Raw genomic sequence first — 24,682 nt, forward strand, 5'->3', positions numbered from 1 at the left:
GCGGCCGTTGTCCCCAGGATCACTAGAGGGCCAAAGGGTGTGCGAAAATGATCTTCCTTCGCACGCCCGGCGGCCGTTGTCCCCAGGATCACTGACGGCGGGGTTCGATCCCGCGGCGCGCTTCCAACGCGGGACCGGGCCAGCGCAGCGCCCGGCGAGCCCGGCACCTCCGGCGGGCGGCTGTCGCACCCGGGATACGCCCGCCGGGGACCTTGATGCCAACCGTTATAACGACAGGGCCGTTATAACGACGGGGCCTCGCCGCCGACGGCCCGAAGGTGAAGCGGTTCGTCGTCCGCCGCGACAGCGGCGTCATGCCGCGCCCTGGCGACAGGAATACCGTCGGATTCCACCCGGGCGTGAGCGCGTCTTCGACGGGCCGTCGGAAATCGGACCCGTCGGCGGTGGCCGATGTTACCCCCGCTCCCGACCGGGATTTCCCGGATCCTGGTCGGGAGCGGGGCGTCAGAAATACCAGGTCGGCGCGGGTGCCGCCGTCCGGCACGCCCAGTGTAGGAGGTCAGATCGGCGTGCAGAGCCGTCTGCTCGCCCGCGGCGCCATGGCGCTCGCGGATATGGCGTTTCGCCCGTATTGAGGACCGCTGCTCCACGCCGACGAGCGCCACCAGCTCGGCCGAGCCGGCGGCCTGACGAGCCGGCCGGGACCTGGCGCCGGTCGTCTGGCCCGGTGCCCGGGCCGGCTGGCGGATTTCGGCCCACCCGAGGAGCGGTTGTCTGGCAGGGTGAACGGCATGTCGTCGGCAGCGGGCGAGCGGATGCGGGCGGGCCGGCCGGCCGGTCCGGTCAGGGTGCTCGGCGTGGACGCGTGCCCCGGCGGGTGGGTGGCCGTCGAGCTGGCCGGCGGCGCGTTCAGCGGCGCTCGCTTCGCCGGCGAGCTGCGCGCGCTCGTCGACACGACGACGGTCGCGGTGATCGGCGTCGACATGCCCCTCGGCCTGCTCGATGAGGGCTGGCGGGCCGCCGACCACGCCGCCCGAGCGGTGCTCGGGCCGCGCCGGGCGAGCGTTTTCCTGGTCCCGCCGCGCCCGGTGTGGGGGTACGCCGACTTCGGCGCCGCGAACGCGCGCTGCCGGGCGCTGACCGGCGCCGGCCTCACGCAGCAGACCTGGGGCCTACGGCACAAGCTCCTCGAGGCCGACGTGCTGCGCGAACGGATGCCCGGCCGGCTTTACGAGGTGCATCCGGAGGTGGCGTTCGCCGCGATGGCCGCCCGCCCGCGTACCGATCCCGCCGAGGCCTGGATGGCGATGGTCGCGGCGGGCCGGGAGACCGGCGACCTGATCCCCGGCGACATCCTGGGCAGTGACGTGCGCGCGGTCGTCGCTCGCGGCGGGGTTCCGGCCATGCCCGCGCACGCCCCGCTCGCCCACGCCAAGACGACCTGGGCGGGCGCGGCGCGGCGGCGGGCTCTGCTGCGCGCCGCCGGCGTCGTGCTGCCCGACGACCTCGGCGGCGCGAACCTCGTCCCGCCGGTCGACGTCCTCGACGCCGCGGCCGTCGCCTGGAGCGCGCACCGGATCGCCACCGGCCAGGCCGGCCGGCTTCCCGCCACCGAGCCCGCCCAACTCGACGACCGCGCGGAGCCGATCGTCATCTGGTACTGACCTCGTCACCTGTTGGCCGGGGCCGGATGGCCGGCGAGGCATGTGAGTACCGCCTGGACGGGTCCTATACTTTGCTCGATGTCCGATATAAGTGATATCAGAGCGGCGCTCGGATTTATTCGTTTAATGTTCGTCCTGAGTCCCGACGACATCGCGGCCGCGGCGGCGGCCCGGATCCGTGGACCGGTCGCCCGGCAACGGATCGTGATGACAGTGGTGATCGTCTTCTCGCTGCTGGTCGTGTATGCCAGTGAGGGCGGGCCGACCGTGTTTGCCGTCGTGTTCACGGTGATCCTGCTGGTGCCGCTGTGCCTCCTGCTGTTTGCGTGGCTTTCGCCGCGGCGGCTGGCCAGCTCGGCCGTGGGCAACCAGGTGCGCGACAACCCGTGGCTCGCGAGCCCCATTACCGTCGAACTCTGGCCGACGGGGGTGCGCACCCAGACGGTGACGGCGACCGCGTCGATGAGCTGGCAGCAGTACCCCTTCCGGATCGAGACCGACAGGTTCGTGCTGCTGCTCACCGGACCCGGCCGTTACGCCCAGGTGCAGATCCTTCCGCTCAAAGCGGTGGATGAGGCCGGCAGGCCCGCCCTCATGGCGCTGCTTGCCCAGCACACCCAGCTCATTCCTGATGGCCGTGCGGGGCGGTCACTGTAATGCGCCGATGGTGAAGGTGGTGGCGGGGCCGGGGGCTCCGGGCATGCGGCCCTTCATCGGGACGATGCGGTAGGCCACGGTGATGCCGGCGAGCAAAGGGTCGCTGGTCCAGCTGTAGCCGGTGACCGGCGCCGGCGCTCGGATGAAGTCCGGCTCGTGCCAGGAGACGACCTGGCGCTCGACGACGTACTCGGTTGCGCCTGGTGTGGCGGCCCAGGAGACGGTGGCGCGGCTCTCGCCGGGCCTGGTCAGGACCACGGTGGGTTTGCGGCCAGTCCCCGGCCACGGGATGTGGCCGGGGAGCGGGCCGTAGGGCGCGCCGATGCCCAGACCCGCGAGAGCGTCGGCGAAGCCGCGGGCGATGATCACCTCTCCGTCCGGAGTCGGGTGCGAGCCGTCCCAGGCGTCGCGCAGCGGATCCCAGTCGATGTCCGTGCGGGCGACGACCACCTTGGACGTCGGCGTCGACCAGCCGGGCGCCTGCGCGTCGAGGATCGCGTTGAACGGCGGCGCGCCCGGCAGGTTCATGCTGTTGTCGCGGAAGTCGGCCCTGGTGAGCACATGACCGACGACGAAGTTCATATTCGGGTTCACCCGGCGCGCGTTGTCGATGAGCTGCTTCATCAGCACGGCGGTGTCGGGTGGCTGAGTCCAGTAGGTCAGGTCGTTGGCGCCGATCGCGATAAGCATGACGTCGGCAGGGTGTGCGCGGACCGCGGCCTCGATCTGCGGCACCTCACTGCGCAGCGAGGTCCCCCAGCGGGCGTGGTGCTCGCTGTCGAAGGCGGGGTCGGCGTAGTCGTGCGAGCCGCCCTTGTCGGCGACATTGTCCCAGATGTCGTCGCGGTCGCCGACGAAGTCCACCCGCCCGGTCGCCGTACGGGTCAGGTGCTCGGCGAGCCGGTAGCGCCAGGTGTAGTCGCCGGCGGACTCGTGGGTGATCGAGTCCCCGACGATCATGACGCGCAGCTGGGGCGGGGGAGAAGTGGCCGTCGCGCGGCCTCCGGCCGCCGCGTCGCCGGAACAGCCGGCGACCAGCACGGCGGCGACGAGCGCGATGAGCGCGGCGAGCTGGACGCGGCGCGCGGCGCGGTGGCGCGTGGGGCGGCACCGCCCGGCTGTCCTGCGCAAGCACGTCTCCTCATGCCGACGTCGATATCCGCCTGAATCGGATGGATCGGACGATCGGTCGGCGCTGGCGCCGGAGGTCGCATGACGGCCGAAGGCCACATGACAATGGCGAAGCCAGCGCGGCCGAACGTCCGCCAACAGTCTCAGACCGGGCGACGACCGGCCCGGCAGGCTCATTCTGCCGTCTGACCGCCGCGGCGCCAGCGAGGGTGGCCAACCGCGTGCCGAGAGTGACCGGGGTCTCAGGCGCCCTAGAGGACGAGGGCGGCGATGAGCCAGGTGAGGGCCGCGAGGACGCCGGCGGCCAGCTCGAGGACGAGGCCGATGCCGATCGCGACAAGGGCGGCCCAGGTCGAGCCGAGGGCCGCCCGCCAGTCCTTGAGCCGGACCGCCTCCGCCAGGTAGATGCCGAGCAGACCGCCGATCAGCAGGCCGAGCACCGGGATCGCGAAGAAACCGATGATGGCGCCGACGACACCGAGAAGCAGCGTCGTCGGCGGCGCGCCCCGGCCCGCGGTGGCCTTGGCCGGCAGCACGTACTTGGCCCCCGTGCCAAGGGCGGCCAGCACCACCATCACCGCGAAGACCGCCCAGCGCGCTCCGCCGCCGTCGGCGATGGTCCACCACAGCCCAGCACCGAGGATGATCAGCAGTCCGGGCAGCACCGGCAGGACGACCCCGATCAGGCCGACGGCCATGAGCACGCCGACGACCACCTGCATGCCGACACTCAACGTGCGACCTCCGGGGCCAGGGACAGCCAGCGCATCGTCGGGCCGTCGTCCGCGGAACCTACCCATCCCAGCACGGATATCCCAGAACGGGTGGCGGCACTCAGACCGACGGGTAACCAGCCAAACTCCGCCCACCGCCGCCGTGCGGCCCACGATCCGTAACCGACGTGGGCGCGAGTTCGTCCTGGCGAGCTGTTCGCCCAACCCGGCCACCCGGTCTCATCTTTGTTCGCCCAACCCGGCCACCCGGTCTCAATTGTCCATGAGCCGACGTGGGCCGACATCATCCTGGCGAGTCACCCGCCCAACTCCGCCACACTGGGTGACGGCGCTTTGGCGCAGCGCCAAAGCAACCACGTCCCTGGGCTGGATCCAGACCGGCCACCGCCATATGCCTCGGCCCCGAACCACGTGGGGAGCAGGGTTCCTGCCGGATCGACGGAGCTTGCGGAGTCGATCTGGGAGGTTAGGCTCAGCGCCCGAAACGAGGCGAGCGCGTTCAGCGCCTCGCTCGCTAGAAGTCGTAGGCCCGCTCGCCGTGCAGGGCGATGTCCATGCCCTCGCGCTCCTCGTCGACGGACAGCCGTATCCGGACGAACATGCGGATCACATAGCCGATGATGAGGGTGGCGACGAACGAGTAGCTGACGACCGCGGCGACCGCGAGCCCCTGCTTTCCGAGCAGGTCGAACCCGCCTCCGTAGAAGGCGCCGTCTTCGCCGCCGGTGTCGGACGAGCCCCAGAAGCCGATCAGCAGCGCGCCGAGGCTGCCGCCGACGAGGTGGACCGCGCCGACGTCGAGTGCGTCGTCGATACCGACCTTGCCCTTGATCCCGGTGACCGACGCGCACACGATGCCGGCGATGAAGCCGATGAAGATCGAGCCGACAGGCGTCACGTAGCCGGCCGCCGGCGTGATCGCGACCAGGCCGGCGACCGCGCCGGAGGCGGCGCCCAGGGTGGTCGCGCGTCCGTCACGCAGCTTCTCGGTGAGGATCCAGCCGAGCAGCGCGCAGGCGGTGGCGGTGTTGGTGTTCATGAACGCGAAGCCGGCGAGGGTGTTCGCCTTCAGCGCGGAACCGGCGTTGAAGCCGAACCAGCCGAACCACAGCAGACCTGCGCCGAGCAGGACGAACGGCACGTTGTGCGGCCGGAAGTTGCCGTCCGGCCAGCCGCGCCGTTTGCCGATCACGATGGCGATGGCGATGGCCGCGGCGCCGGCGTTGGCGTGCACCACCGTCCCACCGGCGAAGTCCTCGGCACCGTGCTCGAACAGCCAGCCGGTCGGGGAGAAGACCCAGTGCGCGACCGGCGCGTACACCAGGGCGGACCACAGGACGATGAAGGTCGCGAACGGGCCGAAGCGGAACCGGTCCGCCGGTCCGCCGGTGATCAGCGCCGGGGTGACGATGGCGAACATCAGCTGGAACGCGGCGAAGACGATCGGCGGGATGCTCTGTGCGAGCGGGCCCGCGTACCCGGGTACCTGCTCGTTCATGTGCTGCAGCCCGGCGAAGTGCAGCCCGCCGAAGTAGGCGTTCTGGCCGCCGAAGGCGATGCTGTAGGTACAGGTCACCCACAGCAGGCTGACGATCCCCATACAGAAGAAGTTCTGCATCAGCATGCCGAGGACGTTCTCCACGCGGACCATTCCGCCGTAGAAGAACGCCAGACCGGGCGTCATCACGAGTACGAGCGCGGAGCTGGCCAGCAGCCACGCGGTATCTCCGGTGTCGAGCGCGCCGACGTCGAACGGCATGTCCCGCCTGTCCTGAGGCTTGAGGGGATTCGGTGGCGACCGGCCTCCTGGACGGCGCGGTACCGGATCATCACACCGGCAGGAGACCCAAGGGGGCAGGTTGCGCACCAGCCGTTCCGATGTGGTGTCGTATCTATTTCCGTGGTGTTACGACAGAGATTTGGGCTGGGTTTGTCTTGACCGTCGGTGGGTGGTGTGCATTGCGGGTGGCGTGGTTGCTCGTCCGGCCGTCTGGCGGTGAGGGGCGGTCACTGTCTGTGGTGCGTCGGGTGGGTGACCCACGTCACCGGGTGGGCGCCGCGGACGGCCCGTGGCTGGCTGGCGGCGCCGGTCGTGCCGGGCCGCGCACCCGCCACGCAGTGTCAGTGACGTACATATCGACGTACATATCACTGAGTATGTCTCAAGGGTGCCGTCGTTCCGGCCGGGTCAGCGCGCGACCGGCTGACCACAGCGCGGGAGCGGGTCGACCGGGGTGAACTGCGTCCCGTCCGGGTTGACCTGGACGAAGGCGAGGCAACGAGTGAGCTTGCCGAAATCGGCCCGGAAGTCGATCGGCTGCGTGAGCAGCCCGTCGGCGGTGTAGCCGCGTACCGCCCGCAGCGCAGCGATGAAGCCGGCACGAGTCGGGCAGTCGCCTGACACCTGCAGGCCGCGCAGCATGATGTCGGCCGAGATCCAACCGGACAGGGCCGCCTGCTGGGTGGCCGGCTGCGTCTCAGGGGCATAGCGCGACATCGCCTCCAGGAACTCGCGGTGTGCCGGACGGGCCGCCTCGAACGGCAGGAAGTCGGCGACGAAGTACGCCCCCGCGATGGTCGCCTTGAACACGTTGAGCATTCGCTGGTCGTAGCCCGCCGGCGAGAGGATCACCTGGAGGTTCGCCTGGGCGCCGCGGGCGGCCAGCACCGACTGCCCGAAAGATGTGCCGGTGACCGTGCCGACGAGGACGTCCGCGCCACTGTCCTTGATCTTGCGGCCGAGGCCCTCGAAGTTGATCGGCGCGGTCGCGTCCACCGTCGCGACCACCTCGATACCGGCCGCCTTCAGGCTGGCGGTGAGTTCCGCGGCGACGTCCAGCGATGTCTCGGTGTACTGGGAGACGACCATGACCGCGCTGTGCCCGCCATGGGCGGCGACGAAGTCGCCATAGGTGGACACCGATCCCGATTCCGACAGCAGGTTCGAGTAGCTGAACATGTTGTCGTAGATCGTCCAGGGCTCTTCCAGCGACGTCCCCGTCACCGGTATGCCCTTGCTGTGTAGGAACTCGGCAGATCCGCTGGAGGCCGAGGTGGACTCGAGGATGGCGAAGGCTCCTCGGTCGACCAGCGCCGTCGCGCCGGCGAGGTTTGTCCTCGGGTCGGACGCGTCATCCTCCCAGTCGTAGATCACCTGACGGCCGTGGACGCCGCCGGCGGCGTTGGCGACGCCCAGCCGGGCGTCCACCCCGGCGCGGAACGACCCGAACAGCGACTGGGCGCTGCCGGAATCCGGGAAGAGCAGGCCGAGCCGAACATTGCCGGCGGTGACGCCGGGTGACCCGCACGCGCCGCCGACCTGCGCGGAGCCGGTCTCGCCGGACGTCCCGCAGCCGACGAGGGCGCCCGCGGCGGCGAGAAGCAGGGCGGCGAGCGCGCAAGCCCGGAGCCGGCGGGTGGGCCGGCGGGCCGCGGCTGGGCGGCCCGGATGTCGATGGTCGGGAGGTCGACGGCCCGTGGGCTGGCGGTTCGAGGGCTGGCGGGTCAGGGATCGGGACGGGTGGTCCAGGCTCGTCCTCACATCCCTCACAATGGCCCGAATCGTGCCGCCGTGGTGCGGATCTGTAGGGATCGTGATGTCAGAGCGCCGTCAAGTGTGCCTCTGGTGGTAGTCCTTTGGCTTCTGTCAGCTTTCACGCTGTGGTTGAGGAGTGGAACTGGTCGACTAGGGGAGCCGCGATCGGAGCTTTCGATGGCGACCGTTCGCGGTCGCCGGCCCGCGGCCGTCGCGCCGCACTTGCCCGCCTTCGGCCGGCGAGCGGCGGCGGTCGCCGTGAGCGCCGCCCGCGCTCGTGCGGCCGCCATGGGTGGACCGGGCGCGTATGGTGGCGCAGCGTGGTCACGGGATGCTGCCGGCGACACGGGCGATATACCGGGAAATCGGCTCGTGACACGGCAGGATCCCAGCATGACAGTCGGCTTGGCGAAGGCCGCCCCGAGGATCGCTCCGTGAGGACAGCCCGGTGAGGATGGCATCGTGAGGACGGCACCATACGGCGCCATGAGGACGGGGTCGTGAGGGTAACGGTGCCGCGCGCGGAGTTCGCGGAGGCCGCCGGATGGGTGGCGCGCCACCTGCCGGCGCGGACGGTGCCAGGGCCGGCGGTGGGCGGCGGAGTGCTGATGGACGCCGCGGACAGGTTGACGCTGTCCGCGTTCGACTACCAGGCGGCCGTGACCGCGACCGTGGACGTGACGGCGACGGTGCCCGGCAGGGCGCTGCTGCCCGGTCGGCTGGTCGCCGAGATCATGCGTAGCCTGCCCGACGAGTCCGTGCGGTTCAGCGTCGACGAGGGCTGGCTGCTGGTGCGTGCCGCCGGCGCCCACTACCGGGTGCCGACCCTGCCGCTGGACGACTACCCGGCGCTGCCCGCGTTCCCGCCGCCGGTCGGCCAGGTGGACACGCTCGGCTTCGCCGCGGCCGTCAGCCAGGTCGTCCCGGCGGCGGCCAAGGACGAGACGTTTCCGGTGCTCACGGCGCTACGGCTCGAGTTCACCGGCCGCGGCCTCACACTGGTCGCCACCGACCGCTACCGCCTCGCGGTGCGCACGATCCCGTGGCAGCCCTCGGTGCGGGCACCGGAGGCGGTGGCGCACGTGCCAGCCCGCATGCTTTCGGATCTCGCCCGGATCCCGACCGCCGCCTCCCGGCTCGCGCTCGGCCTCGGCGCGGACGACGACGGCGGCCCGCGGTTCGGGTTGTCGACCGGGTCGCGCCGGGTGGTGGTCCGGCTTGTCGACGGGACGTTCCCGCACTACCGGCGGCTGTTTCCCGAATCGGTGCCGCTGTTCGCGAGCGCCCAGGTCGCTCCGCTCGCGGCGGCGATCCGACGGGTGTCGGTGGTCGCGCCGCGCACAGGCCCTGTCGTGCGGGTCACGCTCGCGGCGGGCACCCTGACCGCGGACGTCGGCCCGGACACGGGCACCACGGCCGCGAGCGAGTCCGACCCGCTGGGTATCGCCTCGGCCACCGACTCGGTGCCGATCGACTACAACGGGCCCGACCTGGTCGCCTGGTACAACCCCAACTACCTGCTGGACGGGCTGGGCGCGGTCGACGGCGACGAGGTGACGATCGGCTTCGCCTCGACAGACCCGGACGAGGCCGCCAGCTCACCGGCCATCCTCACCGGCAAGGACGACCACGGCTACCGCTACGTCCTCATGCCGGTCGTGCGATCGGGTGGTTCCGCGGGACCGGAGTAGATGTTGGGGGCGGGGTGGACGCCAGGGGGGAGCATGTCGGCCGCCGCCGCGTTGGCGACGAAGTCGACGAGGGTGGCGCGCAGCTCGCGGGCCGCCCTAGGCGGCTCGACGTCGCGCCGGTGGGCCAGGCCGATCGTTCGGTGCAAGCCGGGAGGGGCGAACGGCGTCGTCCGCAGCGGCTGCCGGAAGGCCACCATGCTCGGGATCACGGCGATCCCGAGGCCCGCCATCACGAAGCCGCAGACGGCGTCCATCTCGCCGCCCTCGACGGCGAACGTCGGATCGAACCCGGCGGCCCGGCACGCGCCCACCGTGAACTCGCGCAGGTCGTAGCCCCGGCGGAACATCACCAGCGGGCGGTCGCGCAGGTCGCTCACCGCCATGCGGGTGGCGCGCACCGGCGGCGGGCCGTCGGGGGAGGAGATGACAACGAGGTCCTCGCGCAGTAGCGGCGTGGTGGCCAGCGCCGGGTCGCTGCCCTGCAGCGGCAGGATGATCAGCGCCAGGTCGAGCGCGCCGACGGCGAGCTCGCCGACGAGGTCGCGCGAGCCGCCCTCCTCGACGAGCAGCCGGATGCCCGGGTAGCGCTGGCGGAACAGCCGCAGCACCTCGGGCAGCATCCCGGTGCACAGGCTCGGGGTGGCGCCGACACGGACCTTCCCGCGGCGCAGGTCCGTCAGCTCCTGGACCTCGCGGCGGGCGGTGTCGGTGTCCGCGAGGATCCGCCTGGCCAGCGGCAACAGCGCCTCACCGGCCGCGGTGAGTGTGATATTCCCCCTAGCCCGGTTGAACAGCGGGCTACCGAGCTCGGTCTCCAGCGCCCGGATCTGCGCGGACAGTGACGGCTGGGCTACGTGAACGCGTGTAGCGGCCCTGGTGAAGTGCTTTGTCTCGGCCACAGCGACGAAGTAGGCCAGCTGATGCAACTGCACACCCAGACGATAGTCCTGGGCTATTGACACGAGCACTTTCATGTCTTGGACCGGGGGCTTGACGGTCCGTACGTTGCTCACTCGTGGCAGTAGCGACCCCGGCGACCCGGGTAGGGCGCACCTCGGCCGTGGCGACCCTATGGCGATCGAACATCGGCAAGAAGGCAGTGATGGCCGTCACAGGCATCCTCATGCTGCTCTTCCTCATCCTCCATATGGCGGGCAATCTCAAGATTTTCTTTGGCAGGGATGACTTCGACTCGTATGCCCACTGGCTGCGCACGATCGGCAGCCCGGTTCTGCACAACGCCTGGTTCCTCTGGATCCAGCGGTTCGTGCTCCTGGTCGCCATCGCGCTGCACGCCGTCAGCGCCTACCAGCTGAGCAGGCGGGACCTGAAGGCACGCCCGGAGAAGTACGCCCACCGGCTGCGCCCGACCGCGAGCTACGCCACCAACACGATGCGCTTCGGCGGCATCATCATCGGCCTGTTCGTGATCTACCACATCCTTGACCTGACCGCGCTGGTCGCGAACCCGAACGGGGTCGAGGGCGCCGCCTACGACAACGTCGTCGCGGACTTCTCGCACTGGTACATCGCGCTCGCCTACATCGTCGCGATGCTCGCGCTGTGCCTGCACATCGCGCACGGCTTCTGGAGCGCGGCGCGCACCCTCGGGGCCGTCACCAGCGCCACCCGCGCGACCGCGTACAAGGCGACCGCCGGCGTGCTCGCCGCCGTGATCACGCTCGGCTTCCTGGCTGTCCCGATCGCCGTCATGGCCGGTTTGGTGGATTGAGCATGTCTGACACGTTTGGATACACGGTAGGCACGGACCTCGCCGACAAGGCCGCCCCGGACGGCCCGATCGAGACCCGCTGGAGCCGGCGCAAGTTCGAGGCGAAGCTGGTCAACCCGGCCAACCGCCGCAAGCACCGCGTCATCGTCGTCGGCACCGGCCTCGCCGGCGGCTCCGCCGGCGCGACGCTGGCCGAGCAGGGCTACCACGTCATCCAGTTCTGCTTCCAGGACTCGCCGCGCCGGGCCCACTCGATCGCGGCGCAGGGCGGCATCAACGCGGCCAAGAACTACCGCAACGACGGCGACTCGGTCCGCCGGCTGTTCTACGACACGATCAAGGGCGGCGACTTCCGCGCCCGCGAGTCGAACGTGCACCGGCTCGCCGAGGCCTCGGTCCAGATCATCGACCAGTGTGTCGCCCAGGGCGTCCCGTTCGCCCGCGAGTACTCGGGCCTGCTCGACACCCGCTCGTTCGGTGGGGTCCAGGTACAGCGCACGTTCTACGCCCGGGGCCAGACGGGCCAGCAGCTGCTGCTCGGTGCCTACCAGGCGCTGTCGCGGCAGATCGACGCCGGCAACGTCGAGATGCACGCCCGCACCGAGATGCTCGACCTGGTCGTCATCGACGGCCGGGCCCGCGGCATCGTCGCCCGTGATCTGGTCACCGGCGAGGTCTCGACCTACATGGCCGACGCGGTCGTGCTCGCCACCGGTGGCTACGGCAACGTCTTCTACCTGTCGACGAACGCCAAGAACTCCAACGCGAGCGCGATCTGGCGGGCGCACAAGCGCGGCGCGTACCTCGCGAACCCGTGCTACACCCAGATCCACCCGACCTGCATCCCGCGCTCCGGCGACTACCAGTCGAAGCTCACCCTGATGAGCGAGTCGCTGCGCAACGACGGCCGGATCTGGGTGCCGAAGAACCCGGGCGACACCCGCAGCCCCGACGTGATCCCCGAGGACGAGCGCGACTACTACCTCGAGCGGATCTACCCGGCGTTCGGCAACCTGGTCCCGCGCGACATCGCGTCGCGCGCGGCCAAGAACGTCTGCGACGAGGGCCGCGGCGTCGGCCCCGGCGGCCTCGGTGTGTACCTGGACTTCGGCGACGCGATCCGGCGCCTCGGCGAGGCCAGCGTCCGCGAGAAGTACGGCAACCTGTTCGACATGTACCAGCGGATCACCGGCGAGAACCCGTACAAGGTCCCGATGCGGATCTACCCGGCGATCCACTACACGATGGGCGGGCTGTGGGTCGACTACGACCTGCAGTCGACGATCCCCGGCATGTTCGTGATCGGCGAGGCGAACTTCTCCGACCACGGCGCGAACCGCCTCGGCGCCTCGGCGCTCATGCAGGGCCTCGCGGACGGCTACTTCGTGCTGCCCCCCATGCTGGGCAACTACCTGGCGTCCAACAAGCTGGCCCCCGTCGACGCGTCCGCCCCGGAGGCGGTCGCGGCGCACACCGAGAGCACCGAGCGGCTCGCGAAGCTGCTCGCGGCGGACGGCGACCGGACCCCGGACTCCTTCCACAAGGAGCTCGGCGAGCTGCTCTGGGACAACTGCGGCATGGCCCGCAGCGACGCCGGCCTGCGCAAGGCGCTGGGCCGGCTGACCGAGCTGCGCGAGGAGTTCTGGTCGCGGGTCAAGGTCCCGGGTACCGGCGCCGAGCTCAACCAGTCGCTGGAGAAGGCGAACCGGATCGCGGACTTCATCGAGTTCGGCGAGCTGATGTGCCTGGACGCGCTGCACCGCGCCGAGTCCTGCGGCGGGCACTTCCGGGAGGAGAGCCAGACCCCGGACGGTGAGGCGCTGCGCGACGACGACAACTTCGCCTACGCGGCCGCCTGGGAGTTCACCGGCGTCGGCAGCCCGCCCGTGCTGCACAAGGAAAACCTCGAGTTCGACGAAGTGCACCTCGCCCAGCGGAGCTACGCATGAAACTCACCCTGCGCATCTGGCGGCAGAGCGGTCCGAACGCCCAGGGCACGCTCGTCGACTACGTGCTGGACGACGTCAGCCCGGAGATGTCGTTCCTGGAGATGCTCGACGTCCTCAACGAGAAGCTCATCCTCGATGGGGACATCCCGGTCACCTTCGACCACGACTGCCGCGAGGGCATCTGCGGCGCCTGCGGCATGGTGGTCAACGGCGCGCCGCACGGCCCGCAGACCCTGACCACCACCTGCCAGCTGCACATGCGGACGTTCTCCGACGGCGACACCATCGTCATCGAGCCGTGGCGGTCGGCGGCGTTCCCGGTGGTCAAGGACCTGATGGTGGACCGGTCGGCGTTCGACCGGATCATCCAGGCCGGCGGCTACGTCAGCGTCACCACCGGCAGCGCGCCGGAGGCGAACACCCAGCTGGTGCCGAAGCCGGACGCGGACCTCGCGTTCGAGAACGCCGAGTGCATCGGCTGCGGCGCCTGCGTCGCGGCCTGCCCGAACGGCTCGTCGATGCTGTTCGTCTCGGCCAAGGTCTCGCACCTCAACGTGCTGCCGCAGGGCCAGCCGGAGCGCGAGTCCCGGGTGGTGGGCATGGTCGAGCAGATGGACGCCGAGGGCTTCGGCGGCTGCACCAACACCGGCGAGTGCACCAACGCCTGCCCGAAGGGCATCCCGCAGGCGAGCATCGCCCGGCTCAACAAGGAGTACCTGCGCGCGTCGCTGACGCACCGCCGGTAGTGCCCGCGCGAGGTCGCGCGGGCGGTCACCAGCCGTGCGACCCCGCCCGGCGGAATGGCCCGGTCATCCTCCGTGGAGCGGGCGGGCTGGCCTACGGGGCCAGCCCGCCCGCCGCTTCAGGAACCGAGGTGTGACCGGGCCGTTCCTGTTGGGGGCGTTTCGCTGGCGGCTACTGTCGGTACAGTCGCGTTGTACCGGTGTTGAGCGACTTATGAATGTTGAGCGACTTCTTCCGTCGCCGACGGCCACGCGGGCCGCCCCCACGGCCACGCGCCCGGCGGCCCCCTGCGGTTCGGAGGCTGGATCCCGCCCGTGGCGACTGCTCGGTTTGATGGGTCGCCCGCGCCCGGCGACAGGCGTGTCTCGCCTGCCGCCGCGACGGCGGACCCGGTCGACGGCGCCGAGGCGGCTGGGGACGGGGCTGCCGACATGACTCGAGCTGGCGACGCGGCCCGCGGGCCCGACGCGGCCGGTGGGTCCAGGCCGGCTGGTGGGCCCCCCGTGGCTGGTGGTGCCGGGTCGGCTGGCGAGCGGGAGCCGGCTGGTGACGCGCCTTTCTCAGCGTCAGCGCGGCTGGTCGTGGGTGAACGGCTCTCGCCGCGGGCGCGGCTCGCCCGCCTGGCCGGAGGCCCCGAAGGCGAGCCGGCGCCGGCCGCGGAGACAGGCCCCGGCGGCGACGGCGAGGAACGCCCCGCCGACGCGCCGGCCACGACCGCCCTCCCACGCCCACGCCGCAGCCTCGCCCAGGGTGGCGCCAGGGCGGCGCGCGTTGCGGCTGCCCTACCAGGCCCGGTCACCGAGCCGAGCCAGCTCGCTGTGCCAGCCCAGTCCGCGGAGCCGGCCCGGCCCGCGGAGCCGGGCTCGGCCGCGGCGAACGACGCCGCGGGCGTCGATCCGGCCGGCGGGCCAGCCCTTGCCGGCGGCGCCGCCGGGGAGTCCGAGCCCGATGACGCGGCCGCCGAGCTGGACGACGGGGACGGCTCGGACCTTCCACCAGAACTGAGCCCACGCGGGGAGAACGATGAGCGCCGGCGGCGCGGACTGGCGAGGGCGCTGCTCCTCGGGCTCGCGGGGATCGTGTCCTGCGCGCTGTTCCTCGTCATCGGCCTCGGCTACGGCGCGACGAAGTACTACGACTCGCGGGTCGACCGGACCGATCTGAGCGACGGCGACGTCGAGGGCACCCGCCCGCCGCAGATCCCGCATGGCCGGGAGGTCTGGCTGCTGGTCGGCTCCGACGTGCGGACCGGTTCCGATGCGGCCGACGTGGGCGGCGCCCGCTCGGACACGATGATGATCGCGTATCTCGGTGCCGACGAGAAGACGACCCTCGTGTCGATCCCACGGGACCTGAAAGTCAGAATTCCGGCCTATACGGATTCCAAGGGCAAGCGGCACGCCGCGCGTACCAACCGGGTCAACGCGGCGTTCAACGACGGCGGTCCCGCCCTGCTGCTGCGCACTCTGGAAGACGTCACGAATCTGCGTATCGATCATTTCGCCGAGATCGACTTCAACGGCTTCAGGACGATGAGCAGCGTCCTCGGCGGCGTCGAGGTCTGCATGGTGAAGGACCCCTACCGGGACCCGTTCAAGGATGACCAAGGGCGGAGGCGGGTCTCCACTAACCTCGACGACTCGATGTCGGGCTTCCACGGTAAGGAGGGCGTCAACCTCCTGTCGGGCGACAACGCGCTCGCCTTCGTCCGCCAGCGGCATGGCTTTCCGAACGGCGACTACACCAGGGTCCAGCGGCAGCAGGCTTTCCTCGCGGCAGTCTTCCGCAAGGTCAAGAGCGGCGACCTGCTCACCAACCCGGGGAAGCTCACCGGGTTCCTCAACGCCGTCACCGAGTCCGTGACGGTCGACTCGGGCACCGACCTGAACGACCTGAAGGTGCTTGCCGAGCGGATGCAGGCGATGAGCGCCGGCCAGGTCACCTTCACCACGATCCCGCTCTCGGGGGCCACCAGCGGCAGCGGGCAGGCCTACTACGCGCTCTACGACCCGGCTACGGTACGCGCTTTCTTCGCGTCGATCGTCTCCGAGACCGGTGGCCAGGGCTCCGCTGGAACGGGCCCAACGGCGCCGACGGCGGCTCCGACCCCGATCGTCGCGCCGAGCCAGGTCAGGGTACGGGTGCTCAACGGCACGACGACCGGCGGCATCGCCAAGACCGTGGCGAGCAAGCTGCGGAACGCCGGCTACGACGTGGTCGGCTATGGCGTCGCCGACGACCGGAACCAAGCCCAGACCGAGGTGCGCTTCGCCCCGGGGGACGCCGCGGCCGCGAACCGGCTGGTCGCCGATGTCTCCGGCGCCCGTGCCCTGTCCGGCGCGGGCTCCGGGGCGGCCGGCGAGATCGTCCTCGTCGTCGGCAACGACCTCGTCGACGGTGACACCGCCGTCATCGCCTCGCCGGCGGCCAGGGCGTCCGCGGGCACCGCCGCCACGCCGTTCTACACCCAGGCACCGGTCTCCGCCGACAACCGCTGCGTGAAGTAGGGCCCTGACCGCGAATGGAGGCGGTGAGGCGTCTCCCGGTCGCGGGCTGTTCGAAGCGCCGCTGACGTCGCCGCGCAGCGAGTTGGCCGTAGGTTCGATGAGACGGGGTCTCGGACGGGGTCTCGGTGGGCCCTGTCCGCATGACCCCGCGATGGGTGAGGAGCCGAATCCTCGACGAGACGTCGGCTCCCCACCCACTCCGCGAATCTTCAGCGTCCGGCCCGCCGGGCCAGCCGCCGGACAACCGACGGATCTGGGATTTTGCGCTGTCTACCTACCAGGACGAGGTCGTAACGATCTTGCCGCTTGGGCCCCAGCCCATCGCATGTGACAGTGTGCCCCTGTCCCAGAAGGCGGGCGTCTTGCAGTTGCCACCGTTCGAGGGGTCGTCGGGCCAGCCCGAGCCCTCCGCATTGGTGGTGTCGTTGTGAATGTTGCAGCCGAGCTCGTCCCCCAGATTCTGACCCGGGTTGTCGCGAACGGTCTTGCCCCAGACCGACTGACAGGTCGCGCTGTACCAGAGCTCGACCCGGAAGCCGATCCCACTGTCGGTCGCGTGCGTGTAGTAGATCAGGTCGCCGTCGTTGCCGTACCCGCCGTTGATGCCGCAGGGCGGCGAGGGCGGCGCGACGGCCTGGGCGGCGGGCATCGCGGCCCACGAGACGACGGCCGCCGGGATCGCCATGGCCGTCGTCGCGGCCGCGGCGCGTGTTACGCTGCGCAAATTCTTCTCCTTTGAGTTTCGTTTCCACGGCCCGCCGTGGCTGTGGCGGACTCGTGGAATAACGGGATTGCCGTCCCGCCAATATTGGCGGGCCGATTGAGGTCGCCGACGGCATGGCCGACGGGACGTTTCTGGTGAGTCTCCGCATCACGACGTGGACGATGACGGTCGGTGCCGGCCGTGAAAATGAGGCGCCGTTCTACCGCTTTTCGGCGGGCGGGTGCCGGCTCCCGTCGGATTCGTCGCGCGGGACCGTCTCGAAAGGCGACGCCCTGTGTGAGCGTGTCAAGGCGGAGAATCTATCGAAGCCTGGAACGACGGTGTCCCAGCCATGCGTAACGAGGCGACAGAGGAAGCGTAACAGGACCTACCGCGGTTCGCATCGAGTTCGGCGGAGAAAGTAGGCAAGGAGTGCACCGCGAATTCGCTGGTGCTGGTTGTTCGTCACCGGTTGCCGGGGGAGGATTTGGGCTCGGGGCTGGCACCGATCCGAAAAGATTTAGGGGTAGTCGGCGGGCTTGGCCATGGCATACGGGTTGGTAGGATCCGAGATGATCACCATCGTCCGCCACGGCGGCTGGGGCGTCCGCGACTCCGACACGTCAGACGTTGCCTCAGCCAGTACTGCCATAGACGTAACGGATAGGCGGAGTGGGCCCGTAGAAGGCGGTGACCGAGGCGATCCGTGATTGTTCGGTAAAGGTCAGCACGTCGAGTCCGGTGAGGCTCGTCCGGCCGGCGTGGTCCTGGAAGGCCCATTCCAGCCGGGCGTACCTGTGGTGGAGGTCGACGGCACTGGTACGGACGGGGCGGAAGCCGGGGTAGGCCCGGTGAACCTCCCCGATGAGATCGGTGTACTCGTCGAGGCCGACGGCGGTGCCCAGCGGGCTGGCGTACTCGACGTCCGACGCGCAGCAGGCCGCGAGCAGGTCGCGCCGTCGGGTGGGGTCGGGCTCTGTCCAGGCGGACATCCCCTGCGCGAGCAGGCTCGCGATCGTGTCGGTGACGGCGGGGTCGACGCCTATGCCGGAGACGATGTCGTGGCGGGCGACGCTGCTGGTCATGAGGCGCCGAACCGGCGGGCCGCCTCGGCGCGCTGCAGCTTGCCGGATGGTGTCTTCGGGATCGAGCCCGGCGGGAGAACGCGGGTCGTGACCGGCCACAGCCCGATGGTGGCCAGGAGATGGTCGGCGACGGCGCGCTCCACGGACGTCGGATCCGGCGCTCGTGACTCCACGGCTATGCCGAGGCCTTCGCCGAAACCACCCGTCCGCTGGACGGAGAACGCGATGGCGTTGCCGGCGCGAACACCGGGCACCTGCTCGGCGGTCCGTTCGACCTCTTCCGGGTAGATGTTGCGGCCTCCGACGATGATCAGATCCTTCTGCCGGCCGCAGATCACCAGCTCGCCGTCGACGAGGTAGCCGAGGTCTCCCGTGCGCAGCCAACCGTCGACGACCGGGCCGGGCGCGGAGGTGGCGCCGCGGTAGCCGCTGGTGACGGCGGGTCCGCGGACCTCGACCTCACCGACCGTGCGGTCGGGTAGCACGTGGCGGGTGGCCGGGTCGGTGACCCGGATGGTGGTCTCGGCGATGGGCGGCCCCAGCAGGGGCAGGCGCCGGGTCGGCCGCCCGGCGCGCGGCGGCCGGGCGGCGCCGGCCGCCGTCAGGTCGTCGGCGTCGATCTCGTCGACGCGGAGCCCCCCGAGCGGGGCGGGGATCGTCACCGCGAGCGTGGCCTCCGCGAGACCGTAGCCGGGCAGGAACACACGCGGGTCGAGGCCGTGCGGCCGCGCGGCTGCGAGGAACTTCTCGATGACGTCTGGGTCGATCGGTTCCCCACCCGACATCGCCTGCGTGACGCGGGAGAGGTCGAGGCGGGGGCCGAGGGGAAGGAGCCGCGCGGCTACGGCGTACGCGGAGGCCGGGCCGATGATGGTCTGGACGCGGTGGCGCGCCGCCTGCCGCAGCCAGCTGGCCGGGTCGGCCAGATATTCGGTGGGTGAGGTCAGGAAGAGGTCGCACTGACCACAGGTGAGCGTGGCGGCGAGGACCCCGACGAGGCCCATGTCGTGGGAGAGCGGCAGCCAGGACAGCATCCCGCCATGCCGCTGCCCGTGGCCGATCGCGGCCGCGGTGCCCCGCAGGTTGGCCGCGAGGTTGGCGTGGCTGACCAGCACGATCCTGGGCTCGTCCGTCGTGCCGCTCGTCAGCTGCAGGATCACCGTGTCGCCGTCGGCCACCTCGGGGCGCCGCCAGTCGGACACCGGGCCCGGCTCCAGCACCCGGTCGAGCGGAGTCACCGCACGGCCGGTGGCGGCCAGCGGCGCGGCCAGATCCTCGAAGGGCGGGCCGACCAGGACCAGCGACGCTTCCAGCCGATCCAGATGCCGCGCGGTCGCGGACAGGAATGCGTCGACGTCCATCGTCCGCGCCGGGGTCGGCAGCACGGCGACGCCCGCGCCGGCGAGCCAGACCGCCGCGATGGCCGTGACCGCGGCCCGGGAGGTCAGCCCGAGGACGGCGACCGTCCGGCCCGGGCCGATGCCGTCCTCCTGCAGACGGGCGGCCTGACGCAGCGCTACCTGATAGAGCTCGCCCCAGCTCACACGGTCGTCGCCTTCGGGGGAAAGAAAGGTGACCGAGCCGTCCTCTCTACTGGCCCGTTCCATGGCGTCCAGCAGGTAGACCATTTGTGTGTCAGCCTCTCGTGAGGGGTGATCTTCAGGCCCTTGACGGCTGTGCGAGACGGGAAGGACGTCAACCAGCCGGGTGGGACGCGCTGGGCATCGGCGCCGTGATGAGCCGCTCGAGCAGGCGGCTCATCGACACGCAGGTCTCGAAGTTCGCGTTCGCCAGATCGGCGCCTTTGATCAAAATTCCGAACTCGTCGTTCAGCCTCCCGATGAGGCGGATCAGCTCCATGGAGTCCAGGAGCCCCGACGACAGCAGGGGCTCGTCTTCCGGGAGATCCTCCTCGACGTCGACGAACCCCTCCGAGACCAGCATCGCGCTCAACTGCGCCGCATACCGCATTCTGTTGTCTCCACGTGGCGTCATGAGTATGTCCGCGGGCATGGGAATATCGACCCAGGCGCGGCGGGTCGTGTAAGGTTAAATTGTGGTGAAATGTGTCCGCGCGATCGGTGGCCGTCTTTGGTGCGGGCCTTGGCCGCCCTCGGCACCTGAGGCGCGCGGGCGTTTTGTTGTTGTGTGGTGTGCCGAGCCGGTGGTACTGCGCGTCAGTGGTTCCCGGCGCGAGTCACTCCCGTTCGTCCATATCGTCTCGTGCTCCGTCCGCGACGCCGCGGGCGCAAGCGGGTCGGGCGAGCCTGAATCCCGGTTCGGAGCCGTGCCGAAAACGGTGCCCGGCCTTTCGCCAGATCTGAGCGTGCGGGCGGGTCAAATGCTTTGACTTGCCTTGGTGGATGGCGCTCCATTGCTGGCGCCACGGACTGAACCGCTGGCGGACCACCGACGGGGGCCGGGCCGGCGCCATGCCGTCGGCCCGGCCACATCTATACCACGCAGCGGCGCCGCGATGTAGCTGAAGTCGTGCGGCCCTGCCTGTGGGGCATCCATCGGATACCGTCGGTCGTCGCGAGCGAGCATGGCACGAACGCAGTTTCGTGCGCGCGGTGGCTTCGGGAACGCCTGTCACTGATGGTAGCCGTGGGCGATGCCGGATTCAGGGCTCTATCCGCTGGTCAGCCCCTCGGGCGTCCAGCTGGTCCGAAGATCAAATCACGACTCCTCGGCGTGACACATCACGGTGTGTATCTATTAACGGGTCGAGGTGGGCCCATTTTTTGCCAGTGCTACCTACTGGACACGAATCGTCCGCATGTGCCATCCTGTTGACGCAGCGCAGATCATCGCTTAGGCGCAAAGATCATTCGCCCACCGGACGGTATGCAGGGCTTGCGCTCGCTATGGCGCTGGCGTGTGGCAGGTACATGCAGTCGGACAACTGTTTGAGGACCGCGACCATGCAGATGACCCAGGCGGACTTCGAGGGCCTCCTTGCCGCGAGGCTCGGCTGTGAGCCGCCACAGGTTTCGTCCACGGCGGTGCTGGAGGATTCATTCGGGCTGGACTCGTTCAGACGCCTGGAACTCATAACCATCCTCGCCGAGGCGGGGATTGAGCTGACGGAAAAAGAGATCACCTCACTGAGAACCGTCGGGGATCTCTACGATGCCTACAGCAGGGCCCAGGTGCGGCCGGACGACGTGGGTTCGCTTCGTGCCTCGACTCCCGTCGCCCCCGACGCGGACGTCACTGGTTCGGTCATGCCGGCGCCGCGGGCGACGAAGCGTTTCAGGTTCGAGCCGATCTCGCCCGAGCTGATGCCGTTCATGTATCGGATGGCGATCGATCCCGATGTCGGCCACCGGTGGAAGTTCCGTGGGTTCGTTCCGGACTTCGAGAATTTCTGCGCCGGCTTCAAGGCCGGCGCCCTGGTGCAGTTCGCGGTGATCTCGAACGAGACTCGGCAGCCCGTTGGGCAGGTTGTCTGCTACAACTGCGATCATGTGCAGCGTTTTGCGTTCTTCGCGGCGCTGTTCGTGCCCGAGCTCGTCGGCACAGGTATTCCCGTCGAGGCGTCGGACGTGTTCGTTCGGTATCTGTTCGCGACCTGGGACCTCAGGAAGATCTACATGGAGGTCCCAGCCTTCAACTTCGGCTCGTTCAGCAGCGGGGAGGGCCGCCAGTTCGAGGTCGAGGGTATTCTCAAAAATCACAGCTACTATGCGGGCAGGCACTGGGACCAGTACGTCCTGGCCATCTATCCTCCGCCTGAGCACGGTCGGCCGAACGATGGCGGCGGTCGTGTGTTCACCGGAGGTTCCTCGGGGGTCCGCTGACGCGGATTCCTCGCGGGCCTAGGCTGTCGAGGACCTGCCGCAATAGCCATGGGTGGGCAGTTGTCGGGATAGGCACGAGTGTGCGCGGGCGTCGAATTCTGTCGGGGCACCGCCGCGGCGAGGCTGGAAACTCTTTCGTGCTCCGGGTCGGCATGCGGTGCTGATTCGGTGTCGGTCCGACCAGGTTCTGTTCGGACGGTTCGTTCGGCGGACCGTGCTACGAGAAGGAGTTGACGTGCGCGTCTGGCGTGGTGGGTTGATGCTTGCCGGGACGGTGGTGCCGGCCGTCGTTGGGTCGTGGGTGGCTGGTCCGGCGGCCGAGGCGGCCTCGTCCTGGAACTCGGTGTCCGAGTCGCAGAGCGCGCAGCTGGCGTGCAGCGAAAGCGACGGCGTCAAGGTCGGCAGCGCCGACTACCAGGGCACCGAGGTCGGGCAGCTCTGGTATAGCTCCAGCTGTCGTACCGTCTGGGGCAAGTGGCTCGGCGATGACGAGGCGTCGCTGGGCTCGCCTACGGGGTGGCTTGTCCGGTCGGACAACTACAACACCTCGCACGACATCGGCTGCGGATTCGACGGCTGGTGCGTGACGGATCACATCAATGACGCCGGTTACACGACCAAGCTGCAGGTGCAGCTGTTTTGGCACGGCCCGATTGTCTCGACCCCGGCCTATTGACGGTTCGGCCCGACGGGTCCAGCGGCCGGCGCACCGTACATCAATGGGCCGCTGGCTGGCGACAGGTGTCCAAATGTACGAGGAGAGGAGCCGAGATGCGTGTCTGGCGTGGTGGGTTGGTGCTTGCCGGGACGGTGGTGCCGGCGGTCGCGGGGTCGTGGGTGGTTGGGCCGGCGGCCCAGGCGGCCTCGCCCTGGAACTCGACGTCCGAGTCGCAGAGCGCCCAGCTGGCGTGCAGCGAAAGCGACGGAGTGAAGGTCGGCAGCGCGAACGACTCCGTCAGCGGCATGGAACTCGGGCAGCTCTGGTACAGCCCGAGCTGTCGTACCGTCTGGGGTAAGTGGCTCGGCAACGCCGACCATCCCATCGGTCCCCCCAAGGGCTGGCTTATCAGGTCGGACGGCTATTCGACGCCGCATGAAATGTGCTGGGACGAAAATCAGTGGTGCAGCACCATCCACATCAATGATGCCGGCTACACGACCAAACTCCAGGTCGAGGTGTACCCCGGGGGCCCCATCCGTTCGACCCCGCAGTACTGACCGCTGGGTTCCTTCGCGGTACGAGTCGCGGCGGCCACCGCGGGGTTCTTCGGATGCGGTAGGCCGTCTGGGCCGGATCCCCGTTGCCCGGACACAGCCCAATGGAGTTTTCCTGTCGACAACATCGGCTTGGGGCGGAGCCGTTGTAGCACGCGAAACCCGTTCCTTCCGCCGCTCCGTCGACGACAACAGCCAAGATTGCTATTCTTTACTCTGAAGGGTATTCGAGAGTGTCTCCTCGGAATTACGCTGGGTGGACAGCCGTCGCGGCACTGGGCCTGTCCACTTCTTCCCTGCTGGGTGCATCCGTCGCACAGGCAGCCACTTCGTCGGCAAACACTCCGGAGGGAGTCGCCGGTGGGGCGGCGGCCCTTGCTTGCGATGAGACCGACGGCTACAGGGTCTACAGCGCGAACTACAGCAACGCTACGGCGGAGCTTTGGTACAGCCCGAACTGCCGTACCGTGTGGGCGAAGATGCAGGCTTCGGGATCCAGCTATCCTGGATGGGGCCTTCGTGCTCAGGTTATCAGAAGTGACGGCGTCTCTTCTGAATGCCGCCTGGACGGTCCGCCGCCGTGCGCGACCGGCCATCTGAATGACGCCGGATACACGTCTTACGCGAAGGGCCTTTTCGACGTTACACCGGGCGGACAAACAATTTATTGGACCACTCCGTCCTACTGAATCCTCGGGATTCCAGGGCGTAGTTTCGCGTTTTGCGAATCAGGCGGCCAGGATGGTCCGCCCGGGTTCGCCGAATTGATCAGGCTGTTCCACAGCCTGGCAAGGGCACGTTCGGAGAGGTTTTCCCGGTTGCGGCCTGGGAGGTTACGGATCTTTCACCCGGGGTCGCTGTCGAGTCCGCGCCGGACTCCCAGCAAGGTCGTGGCGCGGCGGACCTCGCCAGCGCCGGCACTGCCGGGAATGACTCGGTGAACGACCGCCTTCCGAACAGCGGCTCCTGGCAGTATTACCGGCGCTTTGACCTCCGGCTATTGGGGAAGGAGAGTGGGGACTCGGCCCGCGAGGCCTTTCGCGGAGCGTGACATCGCTGACCCTTTGTCACTGGTCGTCGAGCGAAGGTTGGCCCAGGTCTTTCGTGCCCTGGCCGGATGTGATCGTGGCTGACCTTCCACTCTTGTTGATGTTGAGTTGTACCGTTCGGCCGGGGGTGGCCGCGGCGGGATGCCCTTGCTGTCGCGCGGGGTGGGAGCCCGGCTCACGTCCGAGGCGGCGTTTCTTCCGATCGGCGGGGTGGTCGGCGGGGTGGGACGTCGGTGGGTCGGGTCATCCGGAGCGGGCAGGGCGCGCGAGGTGGTGATCGCCCGGACGGCGAGTGGTGTCCAGGGCGGTGGGCGGTCAGGTGCGGCACGGTCTGGCGGGCGTGGCGGCCGGCGAGCCAGAACAGCCGACGGCGTAGTCATCTCGGTTCCCAGCGCCGCGCTGGCTGGTTGGGCGGGGAGAGCATCTGGGGCCTGGGCGACGAGTCGAGGGCGAGCGCGGCGAGGGCGCACCGGACCTCGCGCCCGCCATCTCGGCGGGCCCACGGGCGACGCCCGCGAGCAC

General features: G+C 69.7%; 19 protein-coding genes and 1 pseudogene. 10 read left to right on the plus strand and 10 right to left on the minus strand.

The window, feature by feature from the left end; all coding sequences use genetic code 11:
- Positions 1-752: 752 nt before the first annotated feature.
- Together BCD48_RS40655 and BCD48_RS40660 are read left to right on the plus strand one after the other, a co-directional pair.
- Positions 753-1,625, plus strand: a complete 873-nt coding sequence (locus BCD48_RS40655; RefSeq protein WP_241842372.1) for a DUF429 domain-containing protein — start codon at positions 753-755, stop codon at positions 1,623-1,625.
- A 207-nt stretch (positions 1,626-1,832) separates the two neighbouring features.
- Complete coding sequence (locus BCD48_RS40660; protein ID WP_131804214.1) at positions 1,833-2,282, plus strand: YcxB family protein; 450 nt, start codon at positions 1,833-1,835, stop codon at positions 2,280-2,282.
- Here BCD48_RS40660 and BCD48_RS40665 read toward each other — a convergent pair.
- The 4 genes from BCD48_RS40665 to BCD48_RS40680 all read right to left on the minus strand — a co-directional run bounded on the left by BCD48_RS40665 (position 2,274) and on the right by BCD48_RS40680 (position 7,688).
- Positions 2,274-3,413: a GDSL-type esterase/lipase family protein gene (locus BCD48_RS40665; RefSeq protein ID WP_071053738.1), complete on the minus strand. Its 1,140-nt coding sequence runs from the start codon at positions 3,411-3,413 to the stop codon at positions 2,274-2,276. The genes BCD48_RS40660 and BCD48_RS40665 overlap by 9 nt on opposite strands.
- Positions 3,414-3,664: 251 nt before the next feature.
- Positions 3,665-4,135, minus strand: coding sequence for a DUF456 domain-containing protein (locus tag BCD48_RS40670; RefSeq protein ID WP_083419965.1), 471 nt, complete (start codon positions 4,133-4,135; stop codon positions 3,665-3,667).
- Between the two features lie 526 nt (positions 4,136-4,661).
- Positions 4,662-5,906: an ammonium transporter gene (locus BCD48_RS40675; protein ID WP_071053739.1), complete on the minus strand. Its 1,245-nt coding sequence runs from the start codon at positions 5,904-5,906 to the stop codon at positions 4,662-4,664.
- Between the two features lie 429 nt (positions 5,907-6,335).
- The gene (locus BCD48_RS40680; protein WP_241842373.1) at positions 6,336-7,688 is read right to left on the minus strand and encodes an ABC transporter substrate-binding protein; all 1,353 of its coding nucleotides are present in this window, start codon (positions 7,686-7,688) and stop codon (positions 6,336-6,338) included.
- Positions 7,689-8,182: 494 nt separating this feature from the next.
- On the opposite strand from BCD48_RS40680, the gene dnaN reads away from it, so the two are divergent.
- Positions 8,183-9,373 (plus strand): DNA polymerase III subunit beta, encoded by a 1,191-nt coding sequence (dnaN, locus tag BCD48_RS40685; RefSeq protein ID WP_071053740.1) that lies wholly within the window; start codon positions 8,183-8,185, stop codon positions 9,371-9,373.
- On the opposite strand, the gene BCD48_RS40690 is transcribed toward dnaN, so the two are convergent.
- A complete protein-coding gene (locus tag BCD48_RS40690) occupies positions 9,322-10,347 on the minus strand; it encodes a LysR family transcriptional regulator (RefSeq protein WP_198543593.1) in 1,026 nt (341 codons plus the stop codon). The genes dnaN and BCD48_RS40690 overlap by 52 nt on opposite strands.
- An 86-nt stretch (positions 10,348-10,433) precedes the next feature.
- Between BCD48_RS40690 and BCD48_RS40695 the strand changes: the two genes are divergently transcribed.
- From BCD48_RS40695 to BCD48_RS40710, 4 genes are all read left to right on the plus strand, one after another.
- The gene (locus tag BCD48_RS40695; RefSeq protein ID WP_274536632.1) at positions 10,434-11,105 is read left to right on the plus strand and encodes a succinate dehydrogenase cytochrome b subunit; all 672 of its coding nucleotides are present in this window, start codon (positions 10,434-10,436) and stop codon (positions 11,103-11,105) included.
- Between the two features lie 2 nt (positions 11,106-11,107).
- On the plus strand, positions 11,108-13,054 hold the full coding sequence (locus tag BCD48_RS40700; protein WP_071053743.1) for a fumarate reductase/succinate dehydrogenase flavoprotein subunit: 1,947 nt from the start codon (positions 11,108-11,110) through the stop codon (positions 13,052-13,054).
- Complete coding sequence (locus BCD48_RS40705; RefSeq protein ID WP_071053744.1) at positions 13,051-13,800, plus strand: succinate dehydrogenase/fumarate reductase iron-sulfur subunit; 750 nt, start codon at positions 13,051-13,053, stop codon at positions 13,798-13,800. Before BCD48_RS40700 ends, BCD48_RS40705 begins: the two co-directional genes overlap by 4 nt.
- A 579-nt stretch (positions 13,801-14,379) precedes the next feature.
- Positions 14,380-16,305: an LCP family protein gene (locus tag BCD48_RS40710; protein WP_071053745.1), complete on the plus strand. Its 1,926-nt coding sequence runs from the start codon at positions 14,380-14,382 to the stop codon at positions 16,303-16,305.
- A gap of 274 nt (positions 16,306-16,579) precedes the next feature.
- Here BCD48_RS40710 and BCD48_RS40715 read toward each other — a convergent pair whose 3' ends face one another.
- The 4 genes from BCD48_RS40715 to BCD48_RS40730 form a co-directional block, all read right to left on the minus strand.
- Complete coding sequence (locus tag BCD48_RS40715) at positions 16,580-17,029, minus strand: hypothetical protein (protein WP_131804215.1); 450 nt, start codon at positions 17,027-17,029, stop codon at positions 16,580-16,582.
- A gap of 614 nt (positions 17,030-17,643) precedes the next feature.
- Positions 17,644-18,093: a nuclear transport factor 2 family protein gene (locus BCD48_RS40720; protein ID WP_071053747.1), complete on the minus strand. Its 450-nt coding sequence runs from the start codon at positions 18,091-18,093 to the stop codon at positions 17,644-17,646.
- On the minus strand, positions 18,090-19,721 hold the full coding sequence (locus BCD48_RS40725; RefSeq protein WP_071053748.1) for an AMP-binding protein: 1,632 nt from the start codon (positions 19,719-19,721) through the stop codon (positions 18,090-18,092). The genes BCD48_RS40720 and BCD48_RS40725 overlap by 4 nt, the downstream gene beginning before the upstream one ends.
- Before the next feature lie 67 nt (positions 19,722-19,788).
- Positions 19,789-20,064, minus strand: coding sequence for an acyl carrier protein (locus BCD48_RS40730; RefSeq protein WP_071053749.1), 276 nt, complete (start codon positions 20,062-20,064; stop codon positions 19,789-19,791).
- A 953-nt stretch (positions 20,065-21,017) separates the two neighbouring features.
- On the opposite strand from BCD48_RS40730, the gene BCD48_RS40735 reads away from it, so the two are divergent.
- The 3 genes from BCD48_RS40735 to BCD48_RS40745 all read left to right on the plus strand — a co-directional run bounded on the left by BCD48_RS40735 (position 21,018) and on the right by BCD48_RS40745 (position 23,114).
- A complete protein-coding gene (locus BCD48_RS40735; protein ID WP_071053750.1) occupies positions 21,018-21,896 on the plus strand; it encodes a GNAT family N-acetyltransferase in 879 nt (292 codons plus the stop codon).
- Between the two features lie 235 nt (positions 21,897-22,131).
- Positions 22,132-22,572 (plus strand): hypothetical protein, encoded by a 441-nt coding sequence (locus tag BCD48_RS40740; protein WP_131804216.1) that lies wholly within the window; start codon positions 22,132-22,134, stop codon positions 22,570-22,572.
- A 95-nt stretch (positions 22,573-22,667) separates the two neighbouring features.
- On the plus strand, positions 22,668-23,114 hold the full coding sequence (locus tag BCD48_RS40745; RefSeq protein ID WP_071053752.1) for a hypothetical protein: 447 nt from the start codon (positions 22,668-22,670) through the stop codon (positions 23,112-23,114).
- Positions 23,115-24,408: 1,294 nt separating this feature from the next.
- On the opposite strand, the pseudogene BCD48_RS50215 reads toward BCD48_RS40745, so the two are convergent.
- A pseudogene (locus BCD48_RS50215) lies at positions 24,409-24,635 on the minus strand (IS1380 family transposase); the annotation flags it as partial.
- Positions 24,636-24,682 lie beyond the last annotated feature (47 nt).

The organism is Pseudofrankia coriaricola, from assembly GCF_001854805.1.
Classification (GTDB): Bacteria; Actinomycetota; Actinomycetes; order Frankiales; family Frankiaceae; genus Pseudofrankia.

Excerpts from the sequence above, each read along its gene's own strand:
- BCD48_RS40655 (WP_241842372.1), top strand. The coding sequence starts at position 753 with ATGTCGTCGGCAGCGGGCGAGCGGATGCGGGCGGGCCGGCCGGCCGGT.
- BCD48_RS40660 (WP_131804214.1), top strand. The coding sequence starts at position 1,833 with ATGACAGTGGTGATCGTCTTCTCGCTGCTGGTCGTGTATGCCAGTGAG.
- BCD48_RS40670 (WP_083419965.1), bottom strand. The coding sequence starts at position 4,135 with ATGCAGGTGGTCGTCGGCGTGCTCATGGCCGTCGGCCTGATCGGGGTC.
- BCD48_RS40675 (WP_071053739.1), bottom strand. The coding sequence starts at position 5,906 with ATGCCGTTCGACGTCGGCGCGCTCGACACCGGAGATACCGCGTGGCTG.
- BCD48_RS40690 (WP_198543593.1), bottom strand. The coding sequence starts at position 10,347 with ATGAAAGTGCTCGTGTCAATAGCCCAGGACTATCGTCTGGGTGTGCAG.
- BCD48_RS40700 (WP_071053743.1), top strand. The coding sequence starts at position 11,108 with ATGTCTGACACGTTTGGATACACGGTAGGCACGGACCTCGCCGACAAG.
- BCD48_RS40705 (WP_071053744.1), top strand. The coding sequence starts at position 13,051 with ATGAAACTCACCCTGCGCATCTGGCGGCAGAGCGGTCCGAACGCCCAG.
- BCD48_RS40720 (WP_071053747.1), bottom strand. The coding sequence starts at position 18,093 with ATGACCAGCAGCGTCGCCCGCCACGACATCGTCTCCGGCATAGGCGTC.
- BCD48_RS40725 (WP_071053748.1), bottom strand. The coding sequence starts at position 19,721 with ATGGTCTACCTGCTGGACGCCATGGAACGGGCCAGTAGAGAGGACGGC.
- BCD48_RS40730 (WP_071053749.1), bottom strand. The coding sequence starts at position 20,064 with ATGCGGTATGCGGCGCAGTTGAGCGCGATGCTGGTCTCGGAGGGGTTC.
- BCD48_RS40735 (WP_071053750.1), top strand. The coding sequence starts at position 21,018 with ATGCAGATGACCCAGGCGGACTTCGAGGGCCTCCTTGCCGCGAGGCTC.
- BCD48_RS40745 (WP_071053752.1), top strand. The coding sequence starts at position 22,668 with ATGCGTGTCTGGCGTGGTGGGTTGGTGCTTGCCGGGACGGTGGTGCCG.